We start from the raw sequence: 21657 nt of genomic DNA, 5'->3' as shown, positions 1-21657 counted from the left end.
TGTTTATAAAATCATAACAGACCTGAGTAAAAAACTGCTTTATTCTCAATTAGATTGCATTTACCCAACGATACGTTTTCTATGCCAGAACCAGCATCTTCAAAAAAACTTAGCCAGCAAGAGGTGATTCGCTTAGAGCGCGATTTAGCCAAGTTTGCCAATATGATGGATTCTGTGGTGCGTATTCCATTTACCAAGCAGGGTGTGGGGGCAGATGCCGCATTAGGCACTGTACCTGTCGCGGGGGATGTCGCAGGTTTTGCACTGACCTGTTATGCGATTTATAAAGCCAAACAAATTGGTGTACCGCAAACTAAACTCACGCCAGTGATTAAACTTGCTGTGGTGGATGCAGTAGTTGGTTTTGTGCCAATTGTCGGCACAGTATTTGATGTATTTATTCGCCCAAGCCGTAAAGCTTTAGATGTAGTGCATACGCATATCCGTGAAGAATATCAGATTCAGAGTGAACATCATGTGGTGCATCCGTTTTTACATGAGCGCCTGGAACGCAAACAACAGCAGTCGGCATTTTGGCGTAATCCAGTGGTGGCGTGGCTGTGGTTACATTTGCCTGATTTGCTTGGCGTGATTTTTCTTATTTTCTTTATTTGGGCGGTCTGGCTTGGTGCAAGTTGGTTGTGGCACTGGTCACAAAGTTTTGCCGTTTAAAACAGCCCGTTTAAAAAGTCCAAAACCATCTGGCAGATTCAATTTACAGACATGAAAAAAGCTTCCCTGAGGAAGCTTTTTGGTGTCGCTGTTAATGTGTTGCTATGCGTATTAAGGTAAATTTAATTGCTGTAAGGCCGCAACACGTTGTTCAATGCTTGGGTGAGTTTGGAATAACGCTGCCAAGCTAAAACCTTCTTCTTTACCTGCAGAAATCGCAAAAGCTTTCATTTCTTTTGGCATTGCATCTGGCATTTCAGATTCTGCTTGTAAGCGTAATAATGCAGAAATCATGGCTTGTTTACCTGCCAAACGTGCACCTGCTTCATCGGCACGGTATTCACGTTGACGCGAGAACCACATCACGATTGAAGAGGCCAAAATACCAAATACGATATCCAGTACAATGGTAATTGCAAAATAAGCCAAGCCTGGTGCTTCGCCATCTTCACGACCAAATACGTTACGGTCAATGAAGTCACCTGCAACACGGGCAAAGAACATGACGAATGCGTTGACCACACCTTGAATCAGTGCCAAGGTCACCATGTCACCATTGGCAACGTGACCAATTTCGTGTGCCAAAACTGCACGTAATTCATCTTTGTTCATACGCTCAAGCAGCCCTGTAGATACAGCCACTAAAGCATCGTTTTTATTCCAACCTGTTGCAAAAGCATTCGATTGGTAAGAAGGGAAAATACCCACTTCTGGCATTTTGATACCAGCACGCTGCGACAATTGCGCAACTTCATTTAATAACCACGCTTCAGCTTGGTTACGAGGGGCATTCGGGTCAATTAATTCAGTCCCAGTTGTTTTTTTCGCCATCCATTTAGACATGAATAGTGAAATTAAAGAGCCAACCATACCAAAGACAAAACAGATGACCAACAGGTTGCCTAGGTTTAAGCCACCCGCGCCATGGTAACTACCGACACCGAAGAGTGACAAAATTATGCCAGCTACAACCAGTACCGCGAGGTTGGTTAGCAAGAACAAACCAATCCGCATCATTGAGTAAATCCTCTTATATTAAAAATGTAATCTGATTTATTAATAAACCATGCCGTAAATATGCGGTGTATGTATTAAAAATTCAAGAAAAATAATAAAACTGTACTAAAAATATTTTGAGCTGATACTGCAATCGGCACTTCATTTGAGCTTGCGGCAACGCAAGCTCAAATGAAGTGCTGTAGCTTTTATTCTGAAATAAAAATACGTGCCGAAGCCGTGGCATTCCCTGTCGCGTAAGAACCTGCAGGTGCATCGGTAAAGCGACCATCGGCAGCCATAATAATTTGACGTTGTGGACGTTTGTTTGCCGCCACTTGATGATTACTGGCAGTGTAATTGTCTGACTGCGCAATCACTTGTGCATTTTGACTCTGAGTATTGCTATTGTTATTTGCCGTAATCGCATTGTTATTAGCACTTGCACTAACACCGTTGGCATACAGGTTGCTATAACGACTGGTCACACGACGTACATAGTCCTGAGTTTCACGAAAAGGTGGTACACCGCCGTATTTTGCAACATTGCCTTCGCCCGCGTTATAACCCGCCAAAGCTAAAGTGGTGTTGCCATTAAAGCGTTTGAGTAACCAAGCCAAGTATTTTGCACCCGCCATAATGTTTTCATGCGGGTCATAAGCGTTGCTGACATTAAAACGTCGTGCTGTCGCAGGCATGAGCTGCATTAGACCTTGTGCACCGACAGGCGAGCGGGCGTTGACATTAAAACCTGATTCGGTATGCATCACTGCTTTAATTAGACCTTCTGAAACACCGTGTTGTTGTGCTGCTTGCTGAATAATGTGGTCAAAGGCGTTTTTATTGCGGCTATAACTTGGCAATACCGACGCTTCGGAATTGCCCCAGTTGCGATAACTGTGAATATTGCTGTCTGGATAATAGGTGACTTTTACTTTTGTCAGTGAACGATCTGCACTTTTGCGGTTAGTCAGCAAGGTACTGCCATTGCTGTCCTTATACATATAAATTTGACCTGCGTGCGTTGTCGTTGCCAAAGGCATGATGCTGGCAGTCCCCAAAATATACAGTAAAAAGGCATTAATTTTATTGTTCATGCTGTGAATACACTAAAAGCTGTCCCCAAACAGTTAATAGGAGTTTAACAAAAATCTCACAGATGAAAAGGCTTTGTACAAATTCATTTACAGTAGTGTCGAAAAAAATCAAGCTTAATTGCTGACAGAGTAATCAAAAAAAATATTTATTTTTTTTAATTGGATCAGCTTGACACACTTAAGTGTATGATTTTAAATTAAAATAAAATCGATCAAAAAGTAATCAATTTAAAGAGAAGCCTTAGAATAACGGCAAGAGGCGTTGTCAAGTTGTTTTAAATCCACAAAGTTATCCACAGCTTTTGTGGAAAACTGTGGAAAAGTCCAAAAGATAAGCATCTTGGCGAAAAAGTGAACCTGAGGGTTCAAACTAGCCACAGAAAAAAACGATCTGCGCAGATAGAAATAAAGTGTGTAAACAGAAATGAACGCGCAGTCAGAAATTAAGTTCTTTGACGAAAAGGAAGATTGCGATGAAATTACATTCTTTTGATGCGATGTTGGTCTGAATCGGCTAAAATTGCGCGGTAATTTTTTTCATGGGTTAATCTCGTCTATGTTCTCACCCGTTGAGTCCGATCAAGGATTTAATTTCAAGCCAGAACTCCCAACCAGCTCTGCGTATTATCGTTTGTTGAAAAAGCTGCGTCGCCAAGTCGGGCATGCGATTCGTGACTTCAATATGATTGAAGATGGCGATAAAGTCATGGTGTGTATTTCTGGCGGGAAAGACAGTTATACCTTGCTGGACATTATGTTGCAGTTTAAACGTATTGCGCCAATCAACTTTGATGTGGTGGCAGTCAACCTAGACCAAAAGCAACCTGGTTTCCCTGAAGATATATTACCGCGTTATTTAGAAGAAAATAACATTCCGTATTATATTTTGGAAAAAGACACCTATAGCATCACCAAGCGTTTAACCCCTGAAGGAAAAACCTATTGTGCGGTATGTTCACGTTTGCGCCGTGGTTCGCTCTATGGCTTTGCACAGGAAATTGGTGCAACCAAAGTGGCGCTTGGGCATCACCGTGATGATATTTTGGCGACTTTTTTCTTGAACTTGTTCCATGGGGGGAGTTTAAAGGCGATGCCGCCAAAGCTACTTTCTTCAGACAAGAAAAATATGCTGATTCGTCCACTGGCTTATGTGGAAGAAAAAGACATCATCAAATATGCAGAAATGCGCAAATTTCCAATTATTCCGTGTAACTTGTGTGGTTCACAGGAAAACTTACAACGTGCGATTATTAACGACATGCTACGTGAGTGGGATAAAGCACATCCTAAGCGTTTACATAGTATTTTTGGTGCAATACAGAATGTATCGCCATCGCAGTTGGCAGACCGTGAATTGTTCGACTTTGAAGCGTTAGACAGCCAGCGCGTATTTGATTTTGCCGATCAGGCCGAACAAAACGCAGCAGAGCAAAACAAACGCATCAATATGGTCAATTTAGGCTACGCTGCAGACTAAGCGATAACAGCCTGTCAATCCCTGCAAAATGTAATCAACACCAAGCCAGAGCTTGGTGTTTTTTTATGAATTTGATTTATTTGAGAAAGTCGTCATTTCGACTAAAAATACAAAAACTGAACGTCCCGTACAAAATTTCTTAGCCTTTCACGAAAGGTTCATGCTATAACAATCAGCAAGCAAAACAGCTTAATAATGATGGTGTCTGGATAGACAACACACATGCACAAATATATTGAGGAAAAATCATGCCTGCTTTTTTAACTGATGATTGGTTTGCAACTGTAGAAAATTTAACGGCTCAAGCTGGTGATTTAAACCTACCTCCAGCACTTGCAAATCTGGCAATTAACTTAGTGGTGACTGATGCTGCAGGCAACACAGAATTGTCTTTAGATGGCGGTAAAATCCAAAAAGGTTTGGCGGACAACGCAAAAACAACATTAAATATGGATGCGGAAACTTTACGTAAAGTATTCCTAGAGTTTGACATGGCGGCTGCTATGCAAGCCTTTATGACAGGTAAAATCAAAGTACAGGGCGATATGTCACAATTAATGGCATTACAAACTGCAAAACCAAGCCAAGAACAAAAAGACTTATTTAAGAAGATTCTTGAGCAATCTGCTTAATTCAAGCGATTTACGCTGTAGCAGGCGAATTTCCCGCTATAGTACAAAAAAGCCTAGCTGAAGTATCAACTAGGCTTTTTTATGCACTGCAGCTTTAACAGCGCATTATTTATGTTTGAATTGCAGCTGATATACACTGCAACTCAATCACGCGAGGTAAATTTTAGATATTCACCAATTGCGGTGTGGTCTTAATATGCTCAAGGTAGGCGCGAATACGAGTCACATATTGCACTGCTTGACGATAACGACCGTTGCTCGCTTTGTTACGGTCTAAATACGCATATAGGTTAACCCAATTGTTCGGGTTTTTGCCTTGTGAGCGAATACGCTTCTGAATTTGACTGACTGCACCAGGACCCATGTTATAAGCGACTAGGGCATACCAGTTACGATCAGGAAATGGAATATGCTCATAACGGCTCAGCATTTGGTCATAATACTTAGCACCACCCTGAATACTTTGTGCAGGATCGGTACGGTTGCTTACGCCCATCGCTTTGGCTGTATTATTGGTCAGCATCATAATACCGCGCACACCTGTTGGCGAAACCGAGTTGGGTTTGAGGTAAGATTCCTGATAACCAATTGCCGCCAAAAGATGCCAGTCTAAATCGTACTGCGTGGCAGTCTTTTTAAAGTTGGCCTTATATAAAGGTAAACGATTACGCAAATCCCGCTGGATCACATCCCACGATTCTTGTTTGACCACATTACGATTATAAAATGAAGCCAATTGGGTAATTGAGCCGTTTTGCTTGCCACGACAAACAAAGTTGCTTGCGGTTTGGCTAAGTGGATCATCTGCGTGTTTAAACACCCAGTTCAGCTCACTATTTAAACCATTACGCTTTAAAGTATTTAAATCGCCACAACTGGCAGAAAATGCCGTGAGTTGCTGCTTTTCGATGCTTTGGATACTCGACGTGGTCATGGCAAAGTTCGCTTTACCAGAAGACACCCATTTTAAAGCGGTCGCATTGTCGCTTACCGTTTTAAATTCGAGTTTCACATTCATGCTGTCGGCATAGTTACGCACAAGGTCATAACCAAAGCCATGTAAATGTTGTCCATCTTTAAACACTGTGGTTGGATTTTCCACAGACACAACGGTCAATTTGTTCTGATTGACGACGCTGTCAAATTGATGAACGGCTTTGCCTGCGTTAATACTGTGGAATGGGAGAAGAACAGTACTGAAAGCGAGGACTTTGAATGGGAGGCGATTAAAAAATGAGTGAAGGCTAAGCCTAGACCCAGACGTTGAACTACTGTGCATGTTGGCTCCGCTACAAGTAATTTATGCCCTAAAAAGCAAAGGCAACACACCTTAAACTTTTTCAAGTTTGATAAATTCAATAAGGGTTGGGCAGTCATGACGTCATTCAAAATGACTTGGGATTAAAGGGAAAATGTGTAAAATTTATACACAGGTTAAAAAGTGATCAAAACTAAAAGATGTGCGAATAATAAAGATGAAAATTTTGGATGTCAAATTTTGTACATAAATTTTTTGAAAAATGTAACATAAGATATTCATTTCATTGAGAAATAAATTTTATAAATTTTTATTGTGTATAAAAATGCAATAAAATATAGGATTGATGTTAACCAAATGTAAAAAACCGGCTGCAAAAACACCATGAAATCTAACTTAATTACACGTTCTGGACACGATAAACTCGTGGCAGAATTACAGCATTTGTGGCATGAAGAACGCCCTGAAATCACCAAAAAAGTAAACTGGGCGGCAAGCCTCGGCGATCGCTCTGAAAACGCAGATTACCAATATAACAAACAGCTTTTGCGTAAAATTGACCGTCGGGTACGTTATTTGGGCAAGCGTTTAGAAGAGCTGCGTATTGTCGATTTTGCACCAGAACAAGAGGGTAAAGTATATTTTGGCGCATGGGTCGAAATTGAAAATGAACAAGGCGAGCAAAAGACCTTGAGAATTGTGGGCGTGGATGAAATTTATGATCATCATCCACAACATATTTCGATTGATTCACCTATGGCTAGAGCTTTGTTGTCTAAACAGGTAGATGATGAGGTGGAAGTGCAGACGCCGTTAGGCAAAAAGAGCTGGTTTATTAATTCGATACGCTATGAAAAGCCTGAAATTGCAGAAAATGACTGATTTTTGATTTTATTTTGAACATTTGGATCATAATTTTTAGAAAATATTTGCCAAGCTGAATTTTTCTTTATATGATAGCCGCCATTGGAAGCGTGGCAGAGCGGTTTAATGCACCGGTCTTGAAAACCGACGAGGGTGTGAGTCCTCCGTGAGTTCGAATCTCACCGCTTCCGCCAAATTTAAAAAGACCCTTGATTTTCAAGGGTCTTTTTTTTGAGCTAAAGTTTTCTAGTTTTAATTACTATAAAATGAGCTTGACTTTCCCAATAATTATAATATTTGTGTAGATAATTTTGATTAGGTCTAAAAAAGACTAGGTTTTTGTTAGAATCTCAACTTGGAAAATTAATGATTTTTAGATTGATAATTAATCAATAAGCGAACTTTAAAATGGTATAGATATATGAAATACAATAAAATAATAAAAAACATTTATTTTTACTTATGACCTTCTCAAAAAAAGATGTAACTCGCGCAGGCGAAGCTTTAATTAATGATAGTTTATTAGATGACCACCAATTGCTAGAACGTACTATGCAAATACTAACATATTGGAGAGATAGTCATATTCAGCCTTTGAATGAAGCACACAATTTATTAAATCGCTTTATCTATCGAATTGATAAGAAAGCATTTACTGCTAAAAGATTAAAACGATTTGAGTCAATTAAGAAAAAACTTAAACGTTTTGATGGCATGCAACTCAAAAATATGCAGGATATAGGTGGTATAAGAGTAGTTGTTGAAAATTTAAAACAAGTAAATGCTATTTTTAAAGTTTTAGCAAATGAACATTGTTTTTATAATGATGGAAAATTTATAAAAATGGACAACTACATACTTAACCCCAAAAATGATGGGTGTAGATGCATACACATAGTTGGTAAGTTTAACAATAAGTTAAATGAAGAAAGAAAAATTGAATTTCAAATTCGTACTAAACTTCAGCATAGTTGGGCAACAACATTAGAAATTGTTGATATTTTTACAGGGCAAGATCTAAAAAGTAATGATGGTCTTTATGATTATAAAAAATTTTTTAAAGATGTAAGTGATCAATTTCAAATTATTGAAAATTTGAAAGGTTTTCTTGAGAATGATAAAGGTCAGTTAACAAAAGAATATTTAACTAAAGTTGTTCAGACCCAACACCTTATAAATCAATGTATTGATATAAAAAATTTTATGGATCGCTCTGTAGGTGGAATCACTATAGAAAACCATTTAAAAACCTATTGTGTTACTTTAAATGATTTGAATACTGTATTGACTGCAAAAAACAGCAGGGATGGATTTATACTAATTCGACTTAATGTGCAGACAAGAAAGATTGAACATGAATTTTTTGCAAACTCAGAGCAAACATTGGCTTCTCAAAGATATAGTCAATATGAGCAATTATTATCAAAAGATGAAAAATGGATAGTTGCACTTCTTTCAACGAATGCTATTGGGGGATTAAAAGAAGCTTATCCAAACTATTTTGCCGATTCAGAGATTTTTTTATCTTATATCGGTTTGATTAAAATTGCAGCAGTTCTTGGTGGTGCAAAGAAAGTCACTTCAATAGCTGTTTAGGAGTAAGCTATAACCTCTACTGATGATTGTTGATGAATAGTAATTACTCTCCATTCATCACAAGGCAAAATAGGTGGAAAAGCGGCTACTAACTTAATAGTAGTCGCTTTGTTCTCTCTGTGGGGTTCGTTTAGCTGAATGCCTTACCCATTGTGTAAAGGTGAAAAACACCTCTAACAGACTAATCACTCAATAACCTCAGACTAAATAACGAACTGTCCCATTAAACAAAAAACCAGTGAATTTTACAATTCACTGGCTTTTGAAATGACATTATATAGCGCATGGGCAGATGAACCACCCATGCAGCGCAATGCACTTAATTAATCGAATCATCCAAGTTTGGAGCTAACCAACGCTTCGCTTCATCTAAACTCCAGCCTTTACGCTGTGCATAATCTTCAAGCTGATCTAACGAGATTTTACCCGCGTTAAAGTACTCAGAAGCAGGGTTGGCATAGTAGAAGCCGCTCACAGATGAAGGCGGCCACATTGCAAAGCTGCTCGTAAGCTGTGTGCCAATCTTTTCAGTCGAACCTAACCAGTTAAACAGTGTGGCTTTTTCAGAGTGCTCAGGGCACGCAGGATAGCCTGGTGCAGGACGAATCCCTACATATTTCTCTTTAATCAGCTCTTCATTGCTTAGCTGCTCATTCGGCTGATAGCCCCAGAATTCTTTACGAATACGCTCATGCAAATGCTCTGCAAATGCTTCTGCAAAACGGTCACCCAAAGACTGCACCAAAATGGCAGAATAGTCATCGCCTTTGGCTTTAAACTCATTGGCCATTTCTTCCGCACCAAAAATCGACACGGTAAAGCCGCCCAAGTAATCTTGCCCTTGCTCTGTAGTTGCGACAAAGTCTGCCAAAGACAAGTTTGGTTTACCTGTGACTTTGTCTGACTGTTGACGAATATGATGGAAGGTATGCGTTACTTGATTACGTGCTGCATCATATACTTGTACTGAATCTGCCGCAGAACGGTTGGCAGGGTAAATCCCAAAGACTGCACGTGCATCAAAGCGATTATTTGCAATAATATCTTTGAGCATGGCTTGCGCTTGGTTATATAAGTCGGTTGCAGCTTCGCCCACCACTTCATCTTCCAGAATTTTCGGGAATTTGCCCGCCAAACTCCAAGAAATAAAGAATGGTGTCCAGTCAAAGTATGGCAACAAGGTTTCAAGCGGGTAATTGGTCAGCACTTGTGTACCAATTAATTTTGGTACTGCAGGCGTGTAGTTGTCCCAATCAATTTTTAAACCATTGTCGATGGCTTCTGCATACGACAATTTCGCAGCTTTTGGTTGCTTATTGGCAATACGTTCACGAATTTTAGCGTATTCCGCACGATGCTCTGCAACAAAAGCAGGTTTCATTTCAGGGGAGAGTAAGGTTGTCGCAACACCAACGGCACGCGAAGCATCGGCAACATAAATCACTGCATCATTTGAGAACTGTGGATCAATTTTAACCGCAGTATGTGCTTTAGATGTGGTTGCGCCACCAATCAACAATGGAATGTGAAAGCCTTTACGCTGCATTTCTTTGGCAACAAAAACCATTTCATCTAAAGATGGGGTAATCAGACCAGACAAGCCAATGATATCGACTTTTTCGTCAATGGCAGTTTGCAGGATTTTTTCTGCAGGTACCATCACACCGAGATCGACAATATCGTATCCATTACAGCCCAAGACTACGCCCACAATATTTTTACCAATGTCGTGAACGTCACCTTTGACCGTTGCCATCAAGACTTTACCTTTAGACTGACCTTCGGTTTTTTCAGCTTCGATGTACGGGTTGAGCCATGCAACGGCTTGTTTCATCACACGGGCAGATTTCACCACTTGTGGCAGGAACATTTTACCTGCACCAAACAAGTCACCGACCACGTTCATGCCATCCATCAACGGGCCTTCAATCACATCTAATGGACGTTTGGCTTTCAGGCGCGCTTCTTCGGTGTCTTCATTAATAAAGGTGGTGATGCCTTTAACTAAAGCGTACTCAAGACGTTTTTCGACAGATTCACTACGCCATTCTAAGTTTTCTTCGGCTTTTTGTGCGCCTGATTGACCACGATATTTTTCTGCCACTTCTAGCAGTTTTTCTGTGGCATCCTGACCGCTTTCACCTTGGTTCTGGTTCAGAATAACGGCTTCAACTGCTTCTTTCAGTTCTTTCGGGATGTCATCGTAAATTGCCAACTGACCTGCGTTGACAATCCCCATGGTCATGCCTTGCTGAATAGCGTGATATAGGAATACCGCGTGAATGGCTTCACGTACAGGTTCGTTACCACGGAATGAGAAAGATACGTTCGATACACCGCCTGAAATCATGGCATGCGGCAGGTTTTGTTTAATCCAGCCTGTGGCTTCAATAAAATCGACTGCGTAGTTGTTGTGTTCTTCAATACCTGTCGCAACTGCAAACACGTTCGGGTCAAAAATAATGTCTTCGGCAGGGAAGCCAACATCATTGACCAAAACGTCATAAGAGCGTTTACAAATTTCGCGCTTACGTGCCACAGTATCGGCTTGTCCGACTTCGTCAAAGGCCATAACAATGACAGCTGCGCCGTATTGGCGGCAGAGGCGGGCTTTTTCGACAAACTCGTCATAACCTTCTTTTAAGGAAATAGAGTTGACAATGGCTTTACCTTGTACGCATTTCAAGCCTGCTTCAATGATTTCCCATTTAGAGGAGTCAATCATGATAGGTACGCGAGAAATATCAGGCTCAGATGCCACCAAGTTCAGGAAGTGCACCATCGCACCTTCTGAATCGAGCATGCCTTCATCCATGTTGATGTCGATGATTTGCGCACCGCTTTCTACCTGTTGACGAGCAACATCTAAGGCTTCGGCAAAGTTTTCTTCACGAATTAAACGCAGGAATTTTTTAGAACCTGTGACGTTGGTACGTTCGCCCACGTTTACAAATAAAGAGTCATCATAAATGTTAAATGGTTCTAAACCACTTAAACGGCATGCAGGTTTAATCTCTGGAATTTTACGCGGTGGAATGTCTTTTACCGCATTGTAAATCGCGCGGATATGATCAGGCGTTGTACCACAGCAACCGCCTGTAATATTGATCAAGCCGCTTTCAGCAAATTCTTTGAGGAAAGCTGCGGTTTCTTCAGGCGTTTCATCATAACCACCAAATGCGTTGGGTAAGCCCGCGTTCGGGTGTGCAGAAACAAACACATCGGCAACGTCTGAAACGGTTTTAACGTGTGGACGCATGGCATCTGCGCCCAAAGCACAGTTAAAACCAATTGAAAGTAAATCGCCATGACGTACCGAGTTCCAGAAAGCTTCTGCAGTTTGACCCGTTAAGGTACGTCCTGAAGCATCGGTAATGGTACCTGAAATCATCAACGGCAATTCACGCCCGAGCTGTTTAAACACTTCTTTGACCGCAAAAATCGCAGCTTTACAGTTTAAGGTGTCAAATACAGTTTCAATGAGCAGGATATCTGCACCACCTTCAATTAAGGCATGCGCAGCTTCAATATAGTTTTCTTTGAGTGCATCAAACGTAATGTTACGAAATGCAGGGTCGTTTACATTTGGTGAAATTGAACAGGTACGCGATGTTGGCCCAAGTACACCTGCCACAAAACGTGGTTTGTCTGGTGTTGAATATTTTTCACAGGCAGCTTTGGCTAAACGCGCTGCTTCGCGGTTAATTTCTGGAACCAAATCTTCCATGTGATAGTCAGACATAGAAACGCGTGTGCCGTTAAAGCTGTTGGTTTCAATAATGTCTGCACCCGCATCTAAGTAGGCTTCGTGAATACCCTGAATAATGTGCGGTTGGGTCAGTACCAATAAATCATTGTTGCCTTTGAGGTCATGTGCCCAATCTGCAAAACGCTCACCACGATAATCGGCTTCTTCCAATTGATGGCGTTGAATCATAGTACCCATAGCACCATCGATAATTAAAATTCTTTGGGCAAGAAGCGCTTTCAGGGTGGTAAGCGTGGACATAAAAAACCCTTTATGACTGAATCCGAAATGAGCGCTATTTTAGCAGAGTTCGCACGGCTTTCGTGCACTTGAAGCGACCAGAGAGAGTGGAAGTCGTAAAAATAGTGCATAAAGCAGTATTTTTAGGATTTTGCTGTAGCTTTTGAACCTAAATAAAAGTTGTGATGAGGAACATTCTAATTTTGATTTTACTTTGATGCGTCATCGCTTTGTCATATTGCTCAGGCAAAATTGGCTCACGGTAAATTTTGTCTGAAATTTTAGGCAAATATGACAAAGGTGTAACAATCTAAATTTGAGAGAATGGCATAAGAAAAGTAGGTTTATTTATTCTAAGTGTTTAAATTTAAATGTTAATTTTAATTTTATGCACAAAAAAAACAGCTTAAAGTGTGAAAATAAAGTATGAAAGTTGCTTTATATAGCAGCTCTTTGTCATATAATTGTCACAATTTAATTGAACAATAAGGGGATTTTAAATCCTCTTTTCTGCTTGCATGAATTCTAATCCAACTCCTGTAGATTCAGCACACAAGTCGACCACTAAATCGACCAATGTTCATGTGCCTACACCGAAATTTTTTATGCCGGTGTTTTTAACGATCATCGTTTCTACCCTTATTTATATTGGTTTCCAATTGTCTGCGGACTTATCCCACGTGCCTGCGCTAAGCATGTACTCGGTGATTTTATTGGCGACCGCTTTATTCATTGCCTTAGGCTTTGAATTTGTGAATGGTTTCCACGACACAGCTAACGCAGTGGCAACGGTTATTTATACCAATGCCCTGTCTGCACCTGTGGCAGTAATGTGGGCGGGTTTCTGTAACTTCCTTGGGGTGATGGTCGCCAGTGGCGCAGTTGCCTACGGTATTATTGCCTTACTTCCAGTCGAACTGATTATGAATGTCGGTTCAGGCGCAGGCTTTGCCATGGTTTTTGCCATGTTGATTGCCGCGATTGTCTGGAACTTAGGAACGTGGTTTTTCGGTATTCCTGCTTCAAGTTCGCACACTTTAATCGGTTCGATTTTAGGTGTGGGGATTATGAACTACTTGCTGAACTCAGGTGCGGGTGCAAGTGGCGTAGACATGGAACAAGTCATGAAAGTGGGCAAGGCTTTATTGTTCTCGCCACTGATTGGTTTTGCCTTTGCTGCGATTTTGTTCTTCTTGGTGAAAAAAATCTTCAAGAAACAAATGGAGTTGTTCCAGCCACCTGAAGGCAATAAGCCACCACCACCACTGATTCGTGCCATTCTAATTTTTACTTGTACTGGGGTAAGTTTTGCGCATGGTTCAAACGATGGTCAAAAGGGCATGGGTTTAATCATGTTGATTTTGATCGGGATTGTGCCGTTGGCGTACTCGTTAAATAAAGAGTTAGACCAAAACCACATTCAATCGTTCCAACAGCTTTCAACGCAAACAGCTGATGTGATTTATCCACAACATGTCGATATGCCAGATGAAAAAGCACGTCAGGTCATCACTAGCTATATTCAGACCAAAGAAATTACCCCTGAAGTCGTGCCTGCTTTGGCAAGCTTAACTGACCATTTGGGTGAGCGTGTGGGTCAATATGGCAACTTGAAAGATGTGCCTGAAGCTGAAGTAGCAGAAATGCGTAATGATATGTATTTAAGCACGACTTCATTCAAGCGTTTAGACAAAGCCAATGCCTTGCCTGAAATGTCGGAAGAACAGAAAAAAGTGGTTAAAAGCTACCGCAGCCATTTAGATTCATTCTTACAATACATTCCAACTTGGGTCAAAGTTGCCGTTGCCTTAGCACTAGGCTTGGGTACGATGGTCGGCTGGAAACGTATTGTGGTGACTGTTGGTGAACGTATCGGTAAGCAGCACATGACTTATGGTCAAGGTATGTCTGCCGAGCTTGTGGCAATGTCAACTATTGCTGCTGCAGATGGTTTGGGGATGCCAGTTTCAACTACACACGTACTGAACAGTGCGGTGGCAGGTACCATGGTGGCAAATAAATCGGGTCTGAATTTCCAAATGGTGCGTACAATTCTTTCGGCTTGGATTTTCACTTTACCTGCGACAATTTGTTTATCGGGTAGCTTGTTCTGGTTGTTCTTAAAAGTGTTTTAATCCATTCTCAACTTTTTTGAGTGGTTGAAAAAAGCGCTGTGATGATACAGCGCTTTTTTTATACCTGCAGATCAGTCTAGAGAAATATTTGCAGGCAAGTTTTTGAATAGATAGATTAGCGGTTTACATTACTTTTTAAATTTTTGGATGACTTTGTCCAGCGGTAATTTATCTGCAGCAAAGCCATAGAGCGCAGCGAAAGGTAGGGCCGTTCGTGCCAAATACGCCACGCGCCACAATCCACCATGGTTCGCACCTTCCATCATCAATTCGAGCGGATGCTCAAGTTTCACTTCAGGATTGGCTGCCGAGTTTGGATTGCGTAAGTCATGAATCCACAATGCCGCCATAATCGCATTGGTGGTTTCAGGGCTAAATGCTTCAACATCAAACAAACTTGCGCCACTAAATGCTGCTTTGAGTAATGGATTTTTGGTCACAGAGTGTGTGGTGGTCGAAGGTGCAATATTGATGCTGACATGCTGTCCTTGATGACGCGCTAAAATTGCACGCCATTGCTGGATGCGTTTTGCTAAAGCATAGTTTGGCCCTTGTTCAACCACCAAACAGTCGGCAATACCATAATGTTGACCATTGTCTGAAGCAATTAAATTATGCAGATTCTTTTGGAAGAAATGACTGCGTGAAATGGTTTCAATACTTTTGGTGAGTAGCTTTTGCCCTTGTGAACGCTGCTGAAACTTCTCTGCCGATGCGCTAATCACTTCTTCAGGAACGGCATAAACATCGGTTGGGGTACACATAAACATAAGGCTGCTATCAGCTTTGTGTTCGCTGACATATTGCATAATGGCATCCATCGCCATCGCAACACGCACGTGTTTTTCACCATCTAAATAGGCAATGGCTGCTAAATCTAGCGTTTCAGGTTTTTGAGCTAACCATTGTGCAATTTCTGGGGTTTGTGTCAGTAGATTTGCACCCAACTGTTCTGTTAAAATATCAAGTGGGGTATCTGCCGCGAGTTGTGTTGTACTGGGTGCATATAAGGTGGCATTGCCTTGTTGCACAGTGCTTAAAATTTTATTCCACACACGGCTATTTGGTAAATCGACTGCAATAATATTGGCTTTCCATTTGGCTAACCATGTGAGTGGCCCTGCTTCTGAAGCTGCACCAAATAGCACCATGTTACGGTCAGACAAATCAAACCATTCAGGATGCGCCATTGCAGCATTTAACGCTTCGGCATGACTTGGTTCAATAATGCCTGCTGCTAGCCAAATTGCAATTTGATCTAGTAGAGCTTGACCTTGTAACTTTTGCCCACGATACGGCACATACCATTCGGGTGCTGCTTGGCTGCTGCCTTGTAATTTAAAGGTATGTAAAGTTTCAGTAGGCAAGAGCATGACATCTTTCAGCACATATTTTTGCTCATGACGATAAAACTCAAAACTTTGATGAGCTTTTCTTAAACCATCTTCTGCAATTTGAATTGCGTTAGCTTGTTCACGAATACTATTGGTCACGAGGGCTTTAAAGTATTTTGGATAGTGTTTACGCCAGTTTTTTTCTGCCAAAGCATCGACTGAGCTTTGATGATCGACTGTGGCTAAGGCTTCGGCAATAATTTGTTTGCCCGTGCTTGAGGTGCTGGGTTTATGATTTTCTGGATGAATTGGAAACTGTAAGCCATCGTAAGAAGTGGACATGCAAAAACTCGCAAACTAAATTGAAATTAATATACAGATGTATACATTATCTATTCCAAGTTGCGATATGGGGTAGCAAAAACTACCAAAATTGAGTGAAATTTGAATAAAAAAACCTTCACGAAGTGTAAAGGTTTTTAATGTGAATGAAATGTTGTTGAGATTTAAAGGTTAGTGTTTAAATGTCTAGGTTCGAATCATAAATGAGTCTGATGCTGTATCAACAATGTTTTATTCACTCAGACCAACAGCTTAACAACGTCCTTTTTTCGCCTGACCTGGAGGACAAAAATCACCATCACCATGCGGATGTTGGTGTGGATAATAGCCTTTCGGGTAGATCGTGCGGTCAGGATCAATCACCACACTGCCTTCAGGGGTATGTACGGCACATGCGCTTAATCCTAGACTGAGTAACAGGGCGCTTAGAAGTGCAAACTTTTTCATGGCTGACTCCTGATTGCTTGATAGTTTTAGTCTTTATATTCTTAGTATAAGTGCTTGTCGAGTAACTGCATGTTATTTGTTGTGTGCTTTATGCTGTATTGGATCATTCAGATGCTTTCATCAATCAAAAATACTTATCAGCAGTTCATAAAATGACGATTGAAAGTCGTTTTTCCCAATGAGAGAGGCTGAAGATGAGAGGCAATAAATGATGGTGTTAAGCGGATTTATGAAAGCAGTCTATTGACGGATTTGAAAATTCTTTAAAGTAGCAACGACTCAGTGGTAGATGTACCGAGTCGTTATAGTTTCAAAAGTTAAAACGGCAGTTGCGCCAGTTTATTCAGGAAGTGAGGCAAGATGCGTGGTTCAATTAAAATAGTCACAATCACACCATAGGCCGCACCCCATAAATGCGCACTGTGATTAATATTGGAATTGCCGCGTTTACCCGACCAAATGCTATACGCTACATACAGTATTGCAAAAATAATGGCAGGCACTGGAATAAAGAACACGAAAATCAACTTCCACGGCTCAAACAAAATATAGGCAAACAACACCGCAGATACAGCACCAGATGCGCCTAAGCTGGCCCAACGATGGTCATTTTTATGCTTTAAATAACTTGGAATAATCGCGGCGATTAAACCACCCAAATAGAATAAAACAAAGCCTAAATCATAGATGTATTGGCGATAAAAACTTTCAATAATGCTGCCAAAGAAAAACAGGGTAATCATATTGAACAGCAAATGCGCACCATCGGCATGCACAAAACCATGGGTAATGAAGCGGTCATATTGACCACGTTGCATCGCAGGCGGCCAAAAAATCAGACGATTCATTAATTCTTGTTTGGAAAACGCCAACATAGACACAATGACCGTAATAATGATAATGGTCACGGTATGATTAAAAGGTAAATCGAGCATAAACGCCTATTCTTTTACTTGAATTCTGCTGTAATAATGCATCAAAACTGAGTTTGAGTCGAACTTTAGGAATAAATCCGACAATTTTGGTTGATTTTTTTTTATTCCCCCGCATCTTCAGTTAAAATAGCCACTTCAGCTTGAGGAAATTATTGTTATGTCGACTGAGAACAGCAGCACAGCAGTTGTAGATGAAATTCCAAACTTATTGATTACGCCAACTGCTCAAGAGTATTTGAAGGATTTATTGGCAAAGCAAAATACACCGGGTATTGGTGTGCGTGTTTTTGTGGAAAATCCTGGTACACCGCGTGCTGAATGTTGCATGGCTTATAGTGCGCCCGATGAAGTTGTACCTACAGACTACAAACAGGAATATCCAGACTTTCCTGCATTTATTGATACGCCGTCTATTCCGTATTTATTGGATGCCGTAATTGACTACAACAAAGACCGTTTTGGTGGTCAATTGACTTTCCGTGCACCGAACTCAAAAGTGCCACGCGTAGGCCCAGATGCTTCAGTAGAAGAACGCATTACTTATGTTTTACAGTCTGAAATTAACCCAGGTTTAGCAGGGCATGGTGGTAACTGTGCTTTGGTTGAAGTGGTTGAAGATGAAGAACACGGCTTAACTGCAGTATTGAAATTTGGTGGCGGTTGCCAAGGATGTTCAGCGATTGATGTGACTTTAAAGCAAGGTGTTGAAACAACCTTGAAACAACACGTACCTGAATTGATGCGTGTGGTGGATCAGACTGACCACAGTCAATCTGAAGGTGCTTATTTTAAATAAGCTCTAAGCCTCGCTTAAAAATAACCTCCTAAATTTTAGGAGGTTATTTTTTATCTGAAATTGTCAACAGACCCTATTCATTCGTTTGTAGATTTAAAATTTGTTGTGTTTTTTCAGAATAATAAAATTTCTCTAAATAATGGCGCGCACGTTGCTTTAAATAGCCTTCAGCGATCATTTTTTGAATGACTGGATTTAACAGTTGTTGTAATTGTTGTTGGACTAGCGCTTCATCAATGTTTAAGTCGTGCAATAACAAGTCAAAAGGGCGCGCCTGATTGCGTACATACCACGCATAAACCCCATCATGCACTTGCTGTTTCAAATAGTCACTTTGGCGTAAATGATCCCAAATTTCATGTCCTAAATTGACAGTTTGGGATAGGTCTTGTACTTCAATATAATTTTTTAAAACGGAAAGTGGCAAGTCTTTAACTTTGTGCCATAAATTGGCTTGGAAGTGATACAGTTTTTCCTCATCAAAATGTTGATTAAGCACCGACTCGCTCATTTGAGTCAGCTTCTGCACATTTTTTTGCAAATAATGCTGAATGGTCTGGTCTAAATTGGTATCGGTAACGCTTTCCAAAACCGATTTACCCATTTTCATAAAACGCGATACGCCAGGCACGCTTTTGGCGATCACCGAATTATCCATATAATCCTGAATGGAATGTTGAATGAGTTGGGTAATCATGGCGGCAAAGGCAGGATTATTCACCACGGCTTTAATCAAACGCTGACGATGTCCACTTTTACTTGCAACATATTGTGCAATTTTGTCGATGGTCAGCACAGGTATCACATCGGCAATTTTACTGCTGTCATTAACAGGGTGTACCAGTGCAAAACGAATATGCTCAGCAATTTGTTCCACTAAAAATGAACTGGCAGGTGTATTTAAAATTTGATGTTGAATCAGTTGATGAATGGCTTCAGATGTCCATAAATCTTGTAAGCTTTGTTTGCGAAACCATTGGTAAAACTGCACAAATTCAGTTTGTACCATTTCACTTTGGTTAAATTCTTGATCTAAAAAATCAAGCTGAGCTTCAATTAGTTGCTCAATGATGGGATGTTTCTGCATGAAGGTTTTATATAATAATTAATTTAGAGGAATCAGTTTATCAGCAAGTGGGTTTTTTAGGTTCTGAGTTTTAGCCAGAAACGGCAAATAATATTGTGCGACTTGTTTTTCAGCTTCCAATAACGGCATGTGTCCAACATTATTAAGAATCACAGGTGTTTCGGCGCGTTTGAGTAAAGATTGTAATTCCTTCGCCACTTCAACATTAATAATGCGATCTTGCTTACCCCATAAAATCAGGGTCGGTGCTTCAATTGATCCTGCTAAACGTGCAAATGAGTCTGGAGTATAAATACGGTTGAGTTTGACAATTTGCTCAATTGCTTTACGGGTTTGTTCTGAGCGAGAAATCAGGACTTCTTCTTGCGCATGTTGAATTTGTGAGGTCATGGCAGGCGGGCTTTGCATGATTTGTTTGGCGACGTCGGCTAAATCGCCATGTTTGCTCACAATTAAGTCATTTAAAGATAATGGATTTTTGGTGTAAGGCGTATTAGCAAGTTTATAAATGCCTGCACTATTGAGTAAAAATAAACTTTGCGTATCAAAAGGATATTGCGAGGCATACACGGTTGCAATTGAGCCGCCTAAAGAATGTCCTGCCACGTGTAAGTTTTCTTCACAGTCAATTGCTTCAATAAATTGACGCAGTTGTGAAGTTACATTCGGAACTGAATTATCAAAATTGCTTGGAGTTTTGGTGTCACCGCTATTGGGTAAATCTGGAATAATCACATGATAATGTGGGGTTAAAAATTGCGCGACACGGTTCCAATTATCACGTGTGCCTGCCAAACCATGAATCAATAAAATTGTGGGTTTGCTGTGCGAGCCACCTTCGTTATAGCTCCAGAAGACATCTCCAACACGAATGCTTTTAGAGCTTAGTCCTGCTTGTTTGCGCTGTTGCTGAAAATGATTTTGTAATAGTTTAAGTTCAGTTGCGTTGCTGTTACTGGCGTTATTGTTTTTTGTGAAGGTATATGGATTGGGCGCAGCGCTTTGCACAAGGCAAGATGTACTTAGTCCCAAAGCCAATAAAGTCGTATGTAGATAACGTGATCGAATAAATTTCATCATGAAAACGTCTTCCCCTGACGAACCCAAAACAGGCTCCAATAATGATAGGCACTAGCTCTTAGGTCTAATTGCACAAGTGTATTCTGTCTATTGTAGGCGTTTAAAAATGAAAGTCATCCCTTGCTTTTTTGATCAAAGCTTTGAAATTGGTAGAAAATGTGACCTATCTCAATAAAAAGTGAAAAAATTTATAACAAAAATGAATAAAGAAAAGCGCAGCTGCATATTTTTTTGCAAGTGACATTCATAAAAACTGGCTTTAGAATATTACAACTTCAAAGATCGGTGGTAAATCAAGAATGCTAACAGCTCAAGAAGCTTTAGAACGTCTTAAACAAGGAAACCAACGTTTTGTTTCTGGTGATACCAGACATCCGAAGCAATTGTCGCACCAACAGCGTGCAGAAATGGCAGAAGACCAAAATCCATTTGCCATTATTTTAGGATGTTCAGATTCACGTGTTCCTGCAGAAATGGTATTTGACCAAGGATTGGGTGATCTTTTTGTAATTCGTGTTGCGGGCAACGTGGTTGCGCCATCACAGGTAGGTAGTGTTGAATTTGCGGCAGAGCGTTATGACTGTGCTGTGGTTGTTGTCTTAGGACACAGTCACTGTGGTGCAATTCAAGCAACAATTGATACTTTAATGTGCCCAGACTGCCCGCCATCGGCAAATTTAATGTCGATTGTGAACCGTGTTCGCCCTTCAGTTGAAACCTTAATGCAGACTGAACTGAAAAATGATTTGGCGAAATTGTCTAAGCATGCAGTACGTTCCAATGTATTTGCATCGGTAAATCAATTGCGTCATGGTTCAGCAGTTTTAGAAAACCTGATTGAACAAGGTCAGTTGAAAGTAGTCGGTGCAGAATATTCACTGGAAACAGGTGAAGTGGTTTTTTTTGATTTTTAATCCGAAC

The 21657-nt window shown here is 40.6% G+C and carries 17 protein-coding genes and 1 tRNA gene; 9 read left to right on the top strand and 9 right to left on the bottom strand.

Annotated features, from left to right (window positions below; all coding sequences use genetic code 11):
• Positions 1-81: 81 nt before the first annotated feature.
• A complete protein-coding gene (locus tag CF596_RS01390; RefSeq protein ID WP_096900986.1) occupies positions 82-672 on the top strand; it encodes a DUF4112 domain-containing protein in 591 nt (196 codons plus the stop codon).
• 111 nt (positions 673-783) lie between these two features.
• Here the strand turns inward: CF596_RS01390 and htpX are convergent, their stop codons facing one another.
• Together htpX and CF596_RS01380 are read right to left on the bottom strand one after the other, a co-directional pair.
• A complete protein-coding gene (gene htpX, locus CF596_RS01385; protein ID WP_004972117.1) occupies positions 784-1689 on the bottom strand; it encodes a protease HtpX in 906 nt (301 codons plus the stop codon).
• A gap of 188 nt (positions 1690-1877) precedes the next feature.
• Positions 1878-2765, bottom strand: a complete 888-nt coding sequence (locus CF596_RS01380; protein ID WP_096900985.1) for a lytic transglycosylase domain-containing protein — start codon at positions 2763-2765, stop codon at positions 1878-1880.
• A 556-nt stretch (positions 2766-3321) separates the two neighbouring features.
• On the opposite strand from CF596_RS01380, the gene ttcA reads away from it, so the two are divergent.
• Together ttcA and CF596_RS01370 are read left to right on the top strand one after the other, a co-directional pair.
• On the top strand, positions 3322-4242 hold the full coding sequence (gene ttcA / locus CF596_RS01375; protein WP_096900984.1) for a tRNA 2-thiocytidine(32) synthetase TtcA: 921 nt from the start codon (positions 3322-3324) through the stop codon (positions 4240-4242).
• A 248-nt stretch (positions 4243-4490) separates the two neighbouring features.
• Positions 4491-4874, top strand: coding sequence for an SCP2 sterol-binding domain-containing protein (locus tag CF596_RS01370; RefSeq protein WP_004972111.1), 384 nt, complete (start codon positions 4491-4493; stop codon positions 4872-4874).
• Between the two features lie 163 nt (positions 4875-5037).
• On the opposite strand, the gene CF596_RS01365 is transcribed toward CF596_RS01370, so the two are convergent.
• The gene (locus CF596_RS01365) at positions 5038-6153 is read right to left on the bottom strand and encodes a transglycosylase SLT domain-containing protein (protein WP_004972108.1); all 1116 of its coding nucleotides are present in this window, start codon (positions 6151-6153) and stop codon (positions 5038-5040) included.
• A 363-nt stretch (positions 6154-6516) separates the two neighbouring features.
• Between CF596_RS01365 and greB the strand changes: the two genes are divergently transcribed.
• From greB to CF596_RS01350, 3 genes are all read left to right on the top strand, one after another.
• Positions 6517-7014: a transcription elongation factor GreB gene (gene greB / locus CF596_RS01360; RefSeq protein ID WP_004972106.1), complete on the top strand. Its 498-nt coding sequence runs from the start codon at positions 6517-6519 to the stop codon at positions 7012-7014.
• A gap of 86 nt (positions 7015-7100) precedes the next feature.
• Positions 7101-7190 (top strand) — tRNA-Ser (locus CF596_RS01355).
• Positions 7191-7458: 268 nt separating this feature from the next.
• Positions 7459-8592, top strand: a complete 1134-nt coding sequence (locus CF596_RS01350) for a hypothetical protein (protein WP_096900983.1) — start codon at positions 7459-7461, stop codon at positions 8590-8592.
• A gap of 319 nt (positions 8593-8911) precedes the next feature.
• On the opposite strand, the gene metH is transcribed toward CF596_RS01350, so the two are convergent.
• Positions 8912-12601 (bottom strand): methionine synthase, encoded by a 3690-nt coding sequence (gene metH / locus CF596_RS01345; RefSeq protein ID WP_096900982.1) that lies wholly within the window; start codon positions 12599-12601, stop codon positions 8912-8914.
• A 497-nt stretch (positions 12602-13098) separates the two neighbouring features.
• On the opposite strand from metH, the gene CF596_RS01340 reads away from it, so the two are divergent.
• Positions 13099-14715 carry an inorganic phosphate transporter gene (locus tag CF596_RS01340; RefSeq protein ID WP_096900981.1) on the top strand — a complete coding sequence of 539 codons (1617 nt, stop codon included), beginning with the start codon at positions 13099-13101 and terminating at the stop codon, positions 14713-14715.
• 128 nt (positions 14716-14843) lie between these two features.
• Here the strand turns inward: CF596_RS01340 and CF596_RS01335 are convergent, their stop codons facing one another.
• The 3 genes from CF596_RS01335 to CF596_RS01325 form a co-directional block, all read right to left on the bottom strand.
• Entirely contained in the window at positions 14844-16391 is a 1548-nt protein-coding gene (locus CF596_RS01335; protein ID WP_096900980.1) for a hypothetical protein, read from the bottom strand.
• Positions 16392-16643: 252 nt separating this feature from the next.
• Entirely contained in the window at positions 16644-16838 is a 195-nt protein-coding gene (locus CF596_RS01330; protein WP_004972042.1) for a hypothetical protein, read from the bottom strand.
• Positions 16839-17155: 317 nt separating this feature from the next.
• The gene (locus CF596_RS01325) at positions 17156-17773 is read right to left on the bottom strand and encodes a rhomboid family intramembrane serine protease (protein ID WP_096900979.1); all 618 of its coding nucleotides are present in this window, start codon (positions 17771-17773) and stop codon (positions 17156-17158) included.
• A gap of 157 nt (positions 17774-17930) precedes the next feature.
• Here CF596_RS01325 and nfuA point away from each other — a divergent pair, with 157 nt between their 5' ends.
• A complete protein-coding gene (nfuA, locus tag CF596_RS01320) occupies positions 17931-18569 on the top strand; it encodes a Fe-S biogenesis protein NfuA (RefSeq protein ID WP_096900978.1) in 639 nt (212 codons plus the stop codon).
• 73 nt (positions 18570-18642) lie between these two features.
• Here the strand turns inward: nfuA and CF596_RS01315 are convergent, their stop codons facing one another.
• Together CF596_RS01315 and CF596_RS01310 are read right to left on the bottom strand one after the other, a co-directional pair.
• Positions 18643-19656, bottom strand: a complete 1014-nt coding sequence (locus tag CF596_RS01315; RefSeq protein ID WP_096900977.1) for a hypothetical protein — start codon at positions 19654-19656, stop codon at positions 18643-18645.
• Positions 19657-19674: 18 nt separating this feature from the next.
• Positions 19675-20736 carry an alpha/beta hydrolase gene (locus CF596_RS01310; protein WP_096900976.1) on the bottom strand — a complete coding sequence of 354 codons (1062 nt, stop codon included), beginning with the start codon at positions 20734-20736 and terminating at the stop codon, positions 19675-19677.
• A 299-nt stretch (positions 20737-21035) separates the two neighbouring features.
• On the opposite strand from CF596_RS01310, the gene CF596_RS01305 reads away from it, so the two are divergent.
• On the top strand, positions 21036-21650 hold the full coding sequence (locus CF596_RS01305; protein WP_004972031.1) for a carbonic anhydrase: 615 nt from the start codon (positions 21036-21038) through the stop codon (positions 21648-21650).
• The last annotated feature ends 7 nt before the right edge of the window (positions 21651-21657 follow it).

It is taken from the genome of Acinetobacter sp. YT-02, assembly GCF_002412355.1.
Lineage (GTDB): Bacteria > Pseudomonadota > Gammaproteobacteria > Pseudomonadales > Moraxellaceae > Acinetobacter > Acinetobacter towneri.
This window is presented reverse-complemented; position numbering and strand designations above follow the sequence as displayed.

Bases quoted from the DNA above. Each gene is read 5' to 3' on its own strand.
- greB (WP_004972106.1), top strand. From the start codon at position 6,517: ATGAAATCTAACTTAATTACACGTTCTGGACACGATAAACTCGTGGCA.
- metH (WP_096900982.1), bottom strand. From the start codon at position 12,601: ATGTCCACGCTTACCACCCTGAAAGCGCTTCTTGCCCAAAGAATTTTA.
- CF596_RS01315 (WP_096900977.1), bottom strand. From the start codon at position 19,656: ATGCAGAAACATCCCATCATTGAGCAACTAATTGAAGCTCAGCTTGAT.
- CF596_RS01310 (WP_096900976.1), bottom strand. From the start codon at position 20,736: ATGATGAAATTTATTCGATCACGTTATCTACATACGACTTTATTGGCT.
- CF596_RS01370 (WP_004972111.1), top strand. From the start codon at position 4,491: ATGCCTGCTTTTTTAACTGATGATTGGTTTGCAACTGTAGAAAATTTA.
- ttcA (WP_096900984.1), top strand. From the start codon at position 3,322: ATGTTCTCACCCGTTGAGTCCGATCAAGGATTTAATTTCAAGCCAGAA.
- CF596_RS01350 (WP_096900983.1), top strand. From the start codon at position 7,459: ATGACCTTCTCAAAAAAAGATGTAACTCGCGCAGGCGAAGCTTTAATT.
- CF596_RS01390 (WP_096900986.1), top strand. From the start codon at position 82: ATGCCAGAACCAGCATCTTCAAAAAAACTTAGCCAGCAAGAGGTGATT.
- htpX (WP_004972117.1), bottom strand. From the start codon at position 1,689: ATGATGCGGATTGGTTTGTTCTTGCTAACCAACCTCGCGGTACTGGTT.
- CF596_RS01365 (WP_004972108.1), bottom strand. From the start codon at position 6,153: ATGCACAGTAGTTCAACGTCTGGGTCTAGGCTTAGCCTTCACTCATTT.
- CF596_RS01335 (WP_096900980.1), bottom strand. From the start codon at position 16,391: ATGTCCACTTCTTACGATGGCTTACAGTTTCCAATTCATCCAGAAAAT.
- CF596_RS01340 (WP_096900981.1), top strand. From the start codon at position 13,099: ATGAATTCTAATCCAACTCCTGTAGATTCAGCACACAAGTCGACCACT.
- CF596_RS01330 (WP_004972042.1), bottom strand. From the start codon at position 16,838: ATGAAAAAGTTTGCACTTCTAAGCGCCCTGTTACTCAGTCTAGGATTA.
- CF596_RS01305 (WP_004972031.1), top strand. From the start codon at position 21,036: ATGCTAACAGCTCAAGAAGCTTTAGAACGTCTTAAACAAGGAAACCAA.
- CF596_RS01325 (WP_096900979.1), bottom strand. From the start codon at position 17,773: ATGCTCGATTTACCTTTTAATCATACCGTGACCATTATCATTATTACG.
- nfuA (WP_096900978.1), top strand. From the start codon at position 17,931: ATGTCGACTGAGAACAGCAGCACAGCAGTTGTAGATGAAATTCCAAAC.
- CF596_RS01380 (WP_096900985.1), bottom strand. From the start codon at position 2,765: ATGAACAATAAAATTAATGCCTTTTTACTGTATATTTTGGGGACTGCC.